Here is a 12788-nt window from a genome sequence, read left to right as displayed (position 1 = left end):
TTGTCCTTATGTGAGGTCTGTACTATAGGCGTTGATAATTTTCTTAACGAGTGGATGGCGGACGACGTCAGACGCGCTGAAGTGTTCAAAGTGAATCCCATCCACGCCCTCTAATAAGCGTAACGCCTCTTGTAAACCTGACGCCTTGCCTTTCGGTAAATCGACTTGTGTCAAATCCCCTGTGACCACCATCTTCGATCCGAAACCGAGTCGCGTCAAAAACATCTTCATTTGTTCTTTCGTCGTGTTTTGTGCCTCATCTAATATGACAAACGCATCTTCTAACGTACGTCCACGCATATAGGCGAGTGGAGCCACTTCGATTGTCCCTCGTTCTAATAAGCGATTCGTCTGTTCCACGCCGTAGACGTCGAACAAGGCATCATATAACGGTCGAAGATAAGGATCTACCTTTTCTTTCAAATCACCTGGTAAAAACCCAAGATTCTCCCCTGCTTCAACGGCAGGTCGCGTCAAGATAATCCGTTTCACCTGACCTTCTTTTAGTGCTCGCGCCGCTAGCACGACTGCTAAATACGTTTTACCCGTTCCAGCCGGTCCGATTCCAAAGACAAGGTCTCGTCGTTCGATTGCGCGAACATAGCGACTCTGCCCAACTGTTTTAGCACGAATCGGTTTTCCCTTGTTTGTCGTGAAGACGACACGCTCATAATGTTCGAGCAGTTCGTCACCCTTTCCGACTTGGATATGTTGAATGACACTGATGGCGTCGCTCTCGTTAAGACGCGCACCTTTTTTCACTAACGTCTGTAACGTGAGGATGACTTGCTTTGTCAATTCTAGCGCTTCTCCAGTATCGGCTTGGATAATCAATTCCTCGCCTCTTGGAATGAGTGCCACTTTCAATTCTGTCTCAATCGCTTGGAACACTTCATCTTTCGGTCCGAGTAAAGCTTGTGCTTCATTCGCATGTTCCATGACGAAAGGTATTTTATCAGTCATAATCAATGGATACGTTGCCCCCTCTAAATATCGGTTATTCCTCTTTTACTTTAGCACTATCACGCCTATCGTGAAAGAAAGACCGTGTATTTTCCCCATGCAAAAGGCAGTAACGCGAGGTTACTGCCTTTGCCTTACTTCTTTCGTTTCGAGACCGGAGGTTGTAACACCTCGCTCCAAATGACAGCTTCCCGCATTTGTTTTTTCGAAACTTTCAGTTGTCTCGGTTTGATTTCCTCCTGAATTGGAGGGATTTTCACCGCTTGTTCAAACTGCGCACTCACTTTCGGCATCTCGACTTGACGTTCCCGAGGCGCTGGTCGCTCTTCGGTTCGCGCTACCCGTCGTCTCACCTTTTGTGGTGCTGGCTTTTGTTCTGATTCGGAGTCGTCAAACGCCGATTCAATTTCTTTCATCACGTCTCCGACCGAATCCAAGTAGCGTTTCAGTTCACTGCTCTGAGGACGGTCGCCTGAAGACGATGACTTTTCAAGCCGCTTCATCACCGCCGAGGCGATCCCGAAGGCTGCTAACAAAAGTACCCATAGTCCTTCCATATTTATCACTCACTATCTGATTCAGAATCGATAGGTGACCCGATCGCTTTTCGCATTTCCGTATCTGCTTGAACGTTCAAGTAATTCACGTAATCCATGACGCCGAGTTTACCGTTACGCAACGCTTCGGCCATTGCAAGTGGGACTTCCGCTTCGGCGCCGACAACTTTCGCACGCATTTCCTCTACAGAAGACTTCATTTCCTGTTCGCGAGCAATCGCCATCGCTCGGCGTTCTTCCGCCTTCGCTTGGGCAATCTTTTTATCTGCTTCGGCTTGGTCAGTCTGAAGGACTGCCCCGATGTTCTTACCGATATCGATATCTGCAATATCAATCGAGAGAATTTCAAACGCCGTACCTGAATCCAAACCTTTTGTGAGTACGGTACGTGAAATCATATCTGGGTTCTCAAGTACGTGCTTATGATTGTTTTGAGATCCGATTGTCGATACGACACCTTCCCCGACACGGGCGATAATCGTTTCTTCTCCCGCACCACCGACGAGACGATCGATATTGGCACGCACCGTAATACGCGCTTTCGCCTTCACTTCAATTCCGTCCATTGCCACACCGGCGATAAATGGTGTCTCAATGACTTTCGGGTTAACCGACATTTGTACGGCTTCAAGTACGTTACGTCCTGCCAAGTCAATGGCAGCGGCACGCTCGAACGATAATTCGATGTTTGCACGGTGTGCCGCAATCAATGCGTTTACGACACGGTCAACATTACCACCCGCCAAGAAGTGACTTTCGAGTTGGTTCGTGTTTAAACCGAGACCGGCCTTGACTGCTTTAATCAGTGGGTTAACAATTTTTGATGGTACGACGCGGCGAAGGCGCATCCCGACCAATGTGAAAATCGAGACGTGTACACCCGCTGCGAATGAGCTGATCCATAATCCGATTGGTACAAACGTGAAGAAGACAGCAAGCGCAATCAATCCTCCACCTGTGATGAGTAACGTCGTCAATAGTTCTGGTGTCATTCTGTTACATCCTCCTTCGGTTCTATAAAGGTCCGAACGACAATCCGCCCTGAATCCACTTTATATACCTGAATTTTTGTCTGCTGATCGAGATAGCCACCCTCTGTCACGACGTCAATACGTTCTCCGTCGATTTCGGCAGTACCGGCCGGGCGAAGTGGTGTTAACGTCACACCGACTTTCCCGAGAAGTTGTTTACGGTCATCATGGGACAAGTAACCTTTTTCGGTCGATGTCGAATCCGTCAAAATCAACCCTTTATAAATGAGCGGACGATTCGTACTTAATCGGCGGTATGCCCAGAATCCAAGTCCAGTGAGCACCGCTGCCGCCAAACCGATGGAAAGCCATAGCTGACCGATTGTCGCACCCGCCATGATCAAACTGGCAACGACCGCTCCGATCCCAAGCAAACCGAACAATCCAAACCCTGCAACGAACACTTCAATTCCAAGAAGGACGACTCCGACAAAAAAGACTGTCAGAATCACTCCGAGACCAAATGTCATCGTCTTGCTACCCCCTTCCAAATTCAAAGCTATCTCCTATCTCTAGTGTATACGAAACAAGAATGAATGTGGTTTCAGAATACGCAAAAAAAAGCAGAAACTTTCGGTTTCCCGAAAAGTTCTGCTTTCTCATCAATTCGTCAATTGTTGTTTGACGATTCGGTTCACAAGACCACCGTCTGCCTTGCCTTTGACTTGCGGCATGACGACGCCCATCACCTTACCCATATCAGATGGAGCGGATGCGTTCGTTTGAGCAATTGCTGCTTGGACGATCGCAGTCACTTCATCTTCTGAAAGTTGTTCAGGCATATAGGCTTCTAGGACGACAATCTCTTCTGCTACTTTGGAAGCAAGGTCTTCACGACCAGCGCTTTCGAATTCTCGGAGGGAGTCTCTGCGCTGTTTCATCTCTCGGTTGAGCACCGTGAGTTCCTCTTCCTCAGTAAGATCTTGACGACCTAGTTTGATAGCCTCATTTTGGAGCGACGCTTTTACCATCCGGATCGTCGTGAGACGATCTTTTTGTTTAGCGCGCATGGCTTGCTTCATGTCGTCCGTCAAGCGTTCTTGAAGACTCATGAGCCAACACCCTCTCTACACAATGAAACTGGAATCAGAATTTCTTACGCTTACGCGCAGCTTCTGATTTCAATTTACGTTTTACGCTTGGCTTTTCGTAGTGACGACGTTTACGAACTTCGGCAAGTGTGCCATCTTTCGAAACACCGCGTTTGAAACGACGAAGAGCGTCTTCAAGCGATTCGTTTTTACGGACACGAGTTTCCACTAGTTTTCCCTCCCTCCGAATTACACGACTAAGGAAACGTGTTTCACACGTCATATCATATTATAGTGAAATTAAGTCGTGTGGTCAACCACTTATTAATAGTCGCTGTCTGAACGTCCACCAGTGACGATCGCGATACCAGCTGAAGCACCGATACGTGTCGCACCAGCATCGATCATCGCTTTCGCACCTTCGAAGTCACGAACACCGCCTGAAGCTTTTACGCCGAGGTCTGGTCCGACTGTTTCACGCATGAGGCGAATGTCTTCGACCGTTGCGCCACCAGTAGAGAAACCAGTTGATGTTTTGACGAAATCTGCTCCAGCTTTCACTGAAAGTTCAGCAGCTTTCTTGATTTCTTCTTTTGTAAGCATGCATGTCTCGAAGATGACTTTGACGAGTGTACCGTTTGCCGCTTCGACAACCGCACGAATGTCACGCTCTACGAGGTCGTAGTCGCCGTCTTTAAGTGCTGCGATGTTGATGACCATGTCGACTTCATCCGCACCGTTTGCGATTGCGTCTTTTGTTTCGAATGCTTTCACTTCAGGCGTGTTCGCTCCGAGTGGGAACCCGATGACTGTACATACTTTGACGTCGTCATCTGACTTAAGTTGCTCCGCAGCATATTTGACCCATGTCGGGTTGACACAGACGCTTGCGAACTTATATTCGAGCGCCTCTGCACAAAGTTTTGTAATTTGATCTTTTGTTGTTTCAGCTTTTAAAGCTGTGTGGTCGATATAACGGGCTAATTCCATTATTCATTTCCTCCTCTGACAAATAAGTCTGACATCTAACATATTACCACGTTTTTTCGAGATGTAACAGCTTCCAAATTCAAATGAGTTGACGACGTTTACGAGCGACGATCCAACTGTTCCAACTGAAAAAGAAGATAGCCAGCCAAATGCAAGTAAATGCGAAGACATGATACGCTGTGAACGGTTCATGATACATGACAACACCAATAACCAGACTAAGTGTCGGTGCGATGAATTGAAGGAATCCGACGAGTGTGAATGGGATATGTTGTGCCCCGTAACCAAACAAAAGAAGCGGAAGCGCCGTCACCACACCCGTTCCTAACAATGCGATCCAAATCATCGGTGACATGTCGAAGGCAATCTGGTCCGTGACGACCTGATTGCTAAGAAAGATGAGTGCGACAGGAACGACTGCTAACGTCTCAATCCCGAGACTCACTGTTGAAGCGAGAGGTCGCCGTTTCTTCACCATTCCATAAAAACCAAACGTACTCGCTAATACGAACGAGATCCACGGAAACGAGCCATATCCAAGCGTCAAGACGAGGACGCCGATTGACGCGATCCCGACCGCCATCCATTGGACTCGGTTTAATGATTCCCGAAAGACGAGCACCCCTAACACCATACTGACAAGCGGATTAATGTAATAGCCGAGGGATGCCTCGATGATATAACCGTGATTGACAGCCCATATGTACACGAACCAGTTTGCACTGACGATGAATCCGTTCAACATGAATGCGTTTCGTGTGGCAGGGTGGCGAAGAGCGTAACCGAACTCTTTCCACTGATTCGTCCATCTTAAGACGAGTAATATAAATAAAAAGGACCAAACGATACGATGTGCCAAAATTTGTCCACTCGGCACTTCCTGCAAAAACTTCCAATAGATTGGGAGGACGCCCCACATCACGTAGGCCCCGATTGTCGTCCATACTCCCTTGTTCACACGTTCACCCGCTCTCTTTCAAGTTAAAAACAGTTTAGTCGATGAATGACTTCCGATACAAGGCTTTTGTTTCATGAAAAAAGGACGCGAAATCGCGTCCCTTACTGTTTATTGTTTTACCTGTTCGATAGCGGATAGAGCTTGTGCTAAATCTTCAACTAAATCATCGATATCTTCTAATCCAACCGAGATTCGAACGAGTCCGTCCGTGATCCCGAGTTCTGCACGTCGCTCAGCCGGAATCGACGCATGTGTCATACGAGCGGGAACACTGATCAAGCTTTCAACTGCACCGAGGCTCTCTGCGAGCGTGAAATACTTCGTCTTCGCGACCATCATTTCAGCCGCTTCGGCCGAACCGACGTCAAACGCAATCATGCCACCGAACCCACGCGCTTGCGACAAGTGCACGCGTTTCGCTTCTTCACTAGAGACACTCGGGTGAAGGACACGTGACACGTTCTCATTCGATTGTAAGAATTCAACCAACGCCCGTGCGTTCGATTCAATCTCTTCCATTCGAACGGCAAGTGTCTTGATTCCACGGACGACGAGGAAGCTGTCTTGAGGTCCGAGAACTGCACCGACCGAATTTTGGAGGAATGCCAACGCTTCTCCTTGTTCTTCCGTACGTGCGACGACTAAACCTGCCACGACGTCACTATGACCGCCTAAATATTTTGTGGCACTGTGTAAGACATAGTCAGCACCAAGGTCGATTGGATTTTGGAAGTAAGGTGTCATGAACGTGTTGTCCACGACGAGCAAGACATCTGCCTCATCCGCAATCGTGCGCATCGCTCGGATATCCGTCACGTTCAAAAGTGGATTTGTCGGTGTCTCCACATAAATCATTTTCGTGTTCGCTTGTAGCGCATCACGAACCGCTGTTTCATCGGATGTATCGACAAAAGTTGCCTCCAAGCCTCGTGACTGAAATACTCGATTGAATACACGGTACGTTCCTCCATATACATCAGACCCGACGATGACGTGGTCTCCAGATTTCAACAACATGAGTACGGTCGAGATGGCAGCCATCCCAGAACCGAATGCGAAACCTTGCACACCGCCTTCGATATCCGCTATGAGTGTCTCAAGTGCGGTACGTGTCGGGTTCGCAGATCGAGAATACTCATATCCTTCCCGTAAGTTACCGATTCCGTCTTGCTTATATGTGCTCGTTTGATAAATCGGTGGTGTGACCGCCCCTGTTAACGGGTCGGTCGTTTTACCGCCGTGAATGAGTGCTGTCTTTGTACGCATGTTCTGCCTCCTTGACAATTCCTTGACTTAAATATCGTTCTGCACTGTCTGGCAAAATCGTCACAATCGTGCCTTCAGTCATTTGATTTGCTTCCTTTACACATGCTGCGATGGCAGCACCAGAAGAACTTCCGATGAGCAATCCTTCCTGTTTCGCAAGATGCGCCACGTAATAGAAGGCTTCCTCATCTGTGATGGTATGAATCGCATCTACATAAGCCTTTTCCAAAAATGGCGGCCATTTCTCGACGCCGATTCCTTCAGTTTTATGTGGACCTGGCTCACCGCCGTTCAAAATCGAACCGACCGGCTCCACGACAACGGTTTTCGTCCCTTGTGGTTTCAACGTTTTGGCGACACCGGTGAACGTACCTCCTGAACCCGCCCCCGCTACAAATACGTCGATTTGTGGCACGTCCTTCAACAACTCTTGCGAAAGGATGTCGACATAGGCGTCCGGGTTGTCCGGATTTGAAAACTGTTCCGGCACGTATGCGTCATGTTCTTCAGCCAACTCAAGCGCGTGACTGATCGCGCCTTTCATTCCAAGCTCGGTCGGTGTGTTGACGACGGTCGCTCCAAGGAGACGCATCAATGCTTGTTTCTCTTGACTAAACTTTTCAGGGGTCACGGTAATCAGACGAATGTCGTATCGCTGACAAGCGAGCGCGAGTCCAATTCCCGTATTTCCGGCTGTCGGCTCAATCACCGTACCACCTGGTGCCACGTCTCCACGTTTCATCGCCCGCTCAATCAAATTCATGCCGAGTCGGTCTTTGACACTTCCTCCCGGATTCATCATCTCCATCTTCCCGTACACTTTTACCGTAGCTGGAACAGGTAATGAACGGAGCTCGATGAGCGGTGTGTCCCCGATGAGTTCATAGACGTCACGGACAATCATCTTACGCTTCGTCCTTGAAGACGATATGCCACTCGTCACGTTTTGCAAGCATGTCAGCTGCTAATTTTTTAGCTCCCTCAAAATCATGATGGTTCGCATTCCCGCACTGTACCGGGTTTTGTGCTGGCAACTCTTCCGCGTTCATCGCATCGCGTAATGTCGCTTCTACGAGGTCGAGCATGCGCTCATAGTTCCCATCATTCAACATCGTCCAATAGAAACCTGTTTGGCATCCCATCGGAGAAATATCCACGATGTCTTCTGAATGATTACGGCTGTTTTCGGCAATTAAATGCTCGAGAGAGTGGACAGCACGCATCGGCATGAGGCCTTCGTTCGGTTGGATAAAGCGAATATCATACTTGTAAATCGTATCAGCCGTTCCTTCTTTCACACCGGCGAGACGGACAAATGGAGCTTGAACTTTCGTATGATCCAAGTTAAAGCTTTCAACGTTATATGTTTTCATGAGTAATTCCTCCTAATTATTTTGTAGCGACGACAAGCCAAACAAATTTATTTTTCTGTGTCATTGTCACGTTGTATCCATTCGCCTCTAGCATCGTACGAATGGTTGTCGTATATGGATAATATTCACGATTTAAATCCTCGACCAAGTCTGAATAGCCTTGTGCCGTAGCCCAGTCAATTATCTCTTGACGTGCGTGTGGAGATTCGAACATCGTATCAAGCAATACGAATTTCGGATGTCCCCAATCGCGAACATATTGACCAATCGCTGTTTCTTTCTCAGAATCCGTCAAGTGATGGAAAGCGTAAGAAGACACGACCGTATCGACATGTGAGAACGTTGGATAACGGAGAAAATCTCCATGTTCGACCGATATGCCCAACTTCTCAATTGCAATCTGCCTCATTTCTGGAGAAGGTTCGATTGCAATTAAAGGATGTCCCTTTAAAATTCGGGCACTCAAGTTGCCTGTGCCGACACCAAATTCCAAGACCGTTCCTTCAACGTGTAACGCAACGTCATCAAGCATTTGATCATATCCGACAAATACTTCATGATATTGTTCGTCATGCCCCCCGACTGCCGTATCGTAATCTTTCGCCCAATCCTTGAAGATATCCATGAATGGTAAATTCATAGCGCCACCCCATCCTTAATTCTGACTAAATTGATATGTTTTATTGGTATTTAACATTAACGTTACATTAACAGGTTTTTTTGGACATTTCAAGTCATTCGCGTGATTCTGACGATGATCAAAATTCGATATAGGCCTTACGACTCAGGTCCATAGTAATTGTCTGAACATTAAAATTTGTGCAAAAACATTCCCCTTTTTTTACAAAAAAATCCACTCTTTTTCCTCTGAACAACGATATGATAGTTCACAATGTAAGGAAAATCTTTATTTTTTACAGGTAATAACAAATATTAGAGGGTAAACACGTTGTCAAGAAGAAAAGTCTACTTAAACGCTTCACTTGCTACATGTATTGCTTTAACACCTGTGTTGATTCAAGCGGGTACGTCATCTGTTTCAGCAGAAGCTTCCATCAAACCAAAAATTGAGCTCGAAAAGAAACAGAAAAAAGTCCGGGTCGTCGTCGAACTCGTCGGTGCACCTGCAATCGCAGAAGCAGCGCAAAAAGGGAAAAAATTTAATGAGTTGACGAAATCAGAACAAAACAAGGCACAACAATCTGTACAGTCTGAACAAAAACGCGCAAAATCCGCTTTGAAAAAACAAGGTGTGACTGCTACACCGATCGAAGAGTTCACGACCGTTTTTAACGGCTTCTCTACTTTCCTCTCAACAAGTGAAATCGCTAAAGTTGAAGCTCTACCTGAAGTAGCGACTGTACATGTCGTGAATGAATATGAACGTCCTGAAGTGAAACCAGATATGGTTACCAGCAACGGAATGGTACAAGCCGAACAAACATGGGGCGATTACGGATTTGCCGGAGAAGGTACCGTCGTCGCTGTCATCGACTCGGGAATTGATGCCGACCACCGAGATTACCGAATCACAGATTCGAAAACGGCAGAATTGACGAAATCAGAAGTCGATCAGGCGATCACTTCGTTCGGTTTACCTGGTGAATATGTGAATGAGAAAGTTCCATACGCCTATAATTACTACGACGAAAACGATGATATTAAGGATGATTCCCCGGGGGCTTCCATGCACGGTCAGCACGTCTCAGGGACGGTCGCTGCAAACGGTGATCTCGAAAACGGTGGAATTAAAGGGGTCGCACCTGAAGCTCAAATCCTTGGTCTAAAAGTATTCAGTAACGACCCGAACTACGCATCTACATACGGAGATATTTATATTAAAGCGATTGACGATGCGATCAAGCTTGGAGCTGACGTCATCAACATGAGTCTTGGTTCAACAGCAGGCTTTGTCGATGCCGACTCACCTGAGCAACAAGCCGTTCAACGCGCTGTAGACAACGGTGTCTTCATGTCCATTTCTGCTGGGAACTCAGCATACTTCGGACATGGATTTGACTTACCAACGGCTTCAAACCCTGATACGGGTGTCGTCGGGGCGCCTAGTGTCAGTCAAGCATCGACATCGGTCGCTTCACTCGAGAACGATCAAATTCAATTGGATGCTTTCCGCGTCGGTGACGAAAAAATCGGATGGAAGAAACAGGATGGACCTGCATTCTCGGAAGGTACATATGACGTCGTTTACGTAGGAGATGGGCAACCAGAAAACTATGCTGGTAAAGACGTGAAAGGAAAGCTCGTCCTCGCCGTTCGCGATGGAGGATACTTCTACTCGAAGATTCAAAAAACGGCTGAGGCACAAGGGGCAGCCGGTGTCATCGTACGAGGCGCTGTCTCACACGGAGACTATGTGTCGATGGCTCTCGATCAACCACTCATCCCGATGGCATCACTCAGCATCCAAGACGGGAACGAATTAAAAGAGAAATTAGAGGATGGACCGCTCCAACTCACGTTTGCTGGTGACCGAATCAGCGTCAACAACCGTTCGGCAGGCGCAATGTCTGATTTCACATCTTGGGGTGTCACACCGAACCTTGACTTCAAGCCGGAACTTTCAGCCCCAGGCGGTCAAATCTTCTCAACGTTCAACGACAACCAATACGGTTTGATGAGCGGAACATCGATGGCCGCACCTCACGTTGCCGGCGGTGCAGCTCTTGTTCTTGAACGCGTCGATCGTGATTTCAACTTGAGCGGAGCGGCTCGTGTGACGATGGCAAAGAACTTGCTACTCAATACGTCGAAGCCCGTCACAGACATCGGACCGTATAACCAAGAATTGAAGCAGTCTCTTCCATATTCACCACGTCGGGCGGGAGCTGGTCTCATGCAACTCCATGCGGCCGTCACATCTCCGGCAGTCGCGTATGAGAAGAAGACGAAAGAAGCGAAAGTCGCTTTAAAAGAATTGTCGAAGAGTAAGGCGAAGTTCACGATTGTCGTTGAAAACATGTCTGACGAATCACTCACATACGATGTGGAAGCTTCCCTCCAGACAGACCTTGCCGTTACTAACAAGGATGGCGTCATTCAGAATGCGATGGAAGCTCAGGCGCTTCAACAAGCAATCATTAAGCTCAATGGCAAAAACACAAGTAAAGTCACGTTGAAGGCAAAACAAAAGAAAGAAATCACCGTATCGATTGACGTCTCGAAGGCACAAGTACTTAATCCTGAGACGTTAGAAGGAACGGTATCTGCAAAATCAGTCTTTGAGAATGGTTATTTCGTCGATGGGTTCCTACGCTTGACTGACCCACGTGGGACAGACGGCAACCCGTCACTCGTTGTCCCGTTCGTCGGATTCGAAGGCGATTGGGGCAAAGCACCAATCTTTGACGAAACAATTTATGAAGATGGTTCATTCTATGGAATCTCTGGATTGGTCGATGCGGCCGGGAACTATTTAGGAGAGAAACTCGATGAGTCTGTAGCTGAAGAAGCGGTAGCGATTTCGCCTGACGGGGACGGTTCAAAAGACACGGCTACCCCGGTCTACTCGCTCTTACGAAATGCGAAAGACGTCAAGTATCGGATCGTCGATGAAAAAGGAAACGTCCTTCGTACCCTTAAAATCGAAGAAGAATTGAGAAAGAACTACTTTGATGGTGGAAGCGGTGACCCATACTACTACACGTCAGATAACGCTTGGGACGGAAAACTGAATGGAGAGATGGCGCCGAAAGGAACGTACTACTACGAAATTGAAGCGAGCATCGACTACATGAAAAAACAAGCCCAGACGCTACGGATTCCAGTGAAAGTAGATTACACGGATCCTCGTTTCACGATTCGTTGGAACGAAGGTGTGGCTAGTGTCAAAGCATCCGACGACTTTGCAGGCATCAACGGTATCGAATTCCTTCTTAATGGGAAAGTTGTTGCGAAAGAAGCAAAAGATACAGCAAACTTCACACTCGATGCACCACTTGAATCAACGGACCAACTATCGGTTCGCGTTTCAGATAATGCGGGTAACGTGATCACACGCGACGTATCTACAGAAAATGACGCAGATAAACCAGGAGTCTTTGTCGATGCACCACTCGCCTTGTCTCCTTACGGTTCATCGATTGTACCGATCATCGGTCAGATCAAAGATGCCTCTGACGTTGTATCGTTCACTGTCGACGATGTGGACGTACCGCTCACGTATGACGCAGCTGCAAAACAATACACGTTCAATACGACACGTTCGTATGAAGATGGATTCCACAAGATTCGTTTCATCGCGGAAGACACGTCTGGTAACGTGAAGAACTTCGTCCGTCCAATCTTTGTCGATTCTACGGAGGCGACGCTCTCAATCAGCAACGTGCCGAAAAACGTCTCGGCGAAACAAAACTCTGTGAACGTGAAAGTTCAAGTGACGGATAACTTCGACGACATCAAACTCCGTGTCAACGGTGATTTGAAATGGAGTCACACGTTGAAAGAACCTTATGCGATGCGCGCATTCTCACGTACCGAAACCGTCTCACTTCCTGTAACAAAGGGACAAAACACTTTCACATTTGAAGTGACTGACCTCGGTGGCAACGTGACGAAGAAAGTCATCACAATTAATAAAAAATAATGGATTCACGAAAAAA

The 12788-nt window shown here is 47.4% G+C and carries 13 protein-coding genes; 1 reads left to right on the top strand and 12 read right to left on the bottom strand.

What is annotated here, in order from left to right:
• Positions 1-6 precede the first annotated feature (6 nt).
• From ON063_RS07670 to ON063_RS07615, 12 genes are all read right to left on the bottom strand, one after another.
• Positions 7-963 (bottom strand): PhoH family protein, encoded by a 957-nt coding sequence (locus ON063_RS07670; protein ID WP_074033920.1) that lies wholly within the window; start codon positions 961-963, stop codon positions 7-9.
• Between the two features lie 134 nt (positions 964-1097).
• Positions 1098-1520 carry a hypothetical protein gene (locus tag ON063_RS07665; RefSeq protein ID WP_271304580.1) on the bottom strand — a complete coding sequence of 141 codons (423 nt, stop codon included), beginning with the start codon at positions 1518-1520 and terminating at the stop codon, positions 1098-1100.
• A 5-nt stretch (positions 1521-1525) separates the two neighbouring features.
• Entirely contained in the window at positions 1526-2512 is a 987-nt protein-coding gene (gene floA, locus ON063_RS07660) for a flotillin-like protein FloA (RefSeq protein ID WP_074033371.1), read from the bottom strand.
• A complete protein-coding gene (locus tag ON063_RS07655; RefSeq protein WP_224861488.1) occupies positions 2509-3048 on the bottom strand; it encodes an NfeD family protein in 540 nt (179 codons plus the stop codon). Before ON063_RS07655 ends, floA begins: the two co-directional genes overlap by 4 nt.
• Before the next feature lie 105 nt (positions 3049-3153).
• Complete coding sequence (locus tag ON063_RS07650) at positions 3154-3603, bottom strand: GatB/YqeY domain-containing protein (RefSeq protein WP_074033373.1); 450 nt, start codon at positions 3601-3603, stop codon at positions 3154-3156.
• 34 nt (positions 3604-3637) lie between these two features.
• Positions 3638-3832 carry a 30S ribosomal protein S21 gene (gene rpsU / locus ON063_RS07645; protein WP_029334745.1) on the bottom strand — a complete coding sequence of 65 codons (195 nt, stop codon included), beginning with the start codon at positions 3830-3832 and terminating at the stop codon, positions 3638-3640.
• A gap of 74 nt (positions 3833-3906) precedes the next feature.
• Positions 3907-4572 (bottom strand): deoxyribose-phosphate aldolase, encoded by a 666-nt coding sequence (gene deoC / locus ON063_RS07640; RefSeq protein WP_214693114.1) that lies wholly within the window; start codon positions 4570-4572, stop codon positions 3907-3909.
• Positions 4573-4651: 79 nt separating this feature from the next.
• On the bottom strand, positions 4652-5530 hold the full coding sequence (gene rarD, locus ON063_RS07635) for an EamA family transporter RarD (protein ID WP_274664745.1): 879 nt from the start codon (positions 5528-5530) through the stop codon (positions 4652-4654).
• 108 nt (positions 5531-5638) lie between these two features.
• Positions 5639-6796 carry a bifunctional cystathionine gamma-lyase/homocysteine desulfhydrase gene (locus ON063_RS07630; RefSeq protein ID WP_214749236.1) on the bottom strand — a complete coding sequence of 386 codons (1158 nt, stop codon included), beginning with the start codon at positions 6794-6796 and terminating at the stop codon, positions 5639-5641.
• On the bottom strand, positions 6762-7700 hold the full coding sequence (locus tag ON063_RS07625; protein WP_274664744.1) for a PLP-dependent cysteine synthase family protein: 939 nt from the start codon (positions 7698-7700) through the stop codon (positions 6762-6764). The genes ON063_RS07630 and ON063_RS07625 overlap by 35 nt, the downstream gene beginning before the upstream one ends.
• A gap of 1 nt (position 7701) precedes the next feature.
• Entirely contained in the window at positions 7702-8169 is a 468-nt protein-coding gene (locus ON063_RS07620) for an S-ribosylhomocysteine lyase (protein WP_012726660.1), read from the bottom strand.
• A gap of 16 nt (positions 8170-8185) precedes the next feature.
• The gene (locus tag ON063_RS07615; RefSeq protein ID WP_274664743.1) at positions 8186-8809 is read right to left on the bottom strand and encodes a class I SAM-dependent methyltransferase; all 624 of its coding nucleotides are present in this window, start codon (positions 8807-8809) and stop codon (positions 8186-8188) included.
• A 309-nt stretch (positions 8810-9118) separates the two neighbouring features.
• Here ON063_RS07615 and ON063_RS07610 point away from each other — a divergent pair, with 309 nt between their 5' ends.
• Positions 9119-12772: a S8 family serine peptidase gene (locus tag ON063_RS07610; protein ID WP_274664742.1), complete on the top strand. Its 3654-nt coding sequence runs from the start codon at positions 9119-9121 to the stop codon at positions 12770-12772.
• Positions 12773-12788 lie beyond the last annotated feature (16 nt).

It is taken from the genome of Exiguobacterium sp. B2(2022), assembly GCF_028823655.1.
Classification (GTDB): domain Bacteria; phylum Bacillota; class Bacilli; order Exiguobacteriales; family Exiguobacteriaceae; genus Exiguobacterium; species Exiguobacterium aestuarii_A.
Note: the sequence above shows the minus strand (reverse complement) of the source record. Positions and strands in the feature narration are given on the sequence as shown.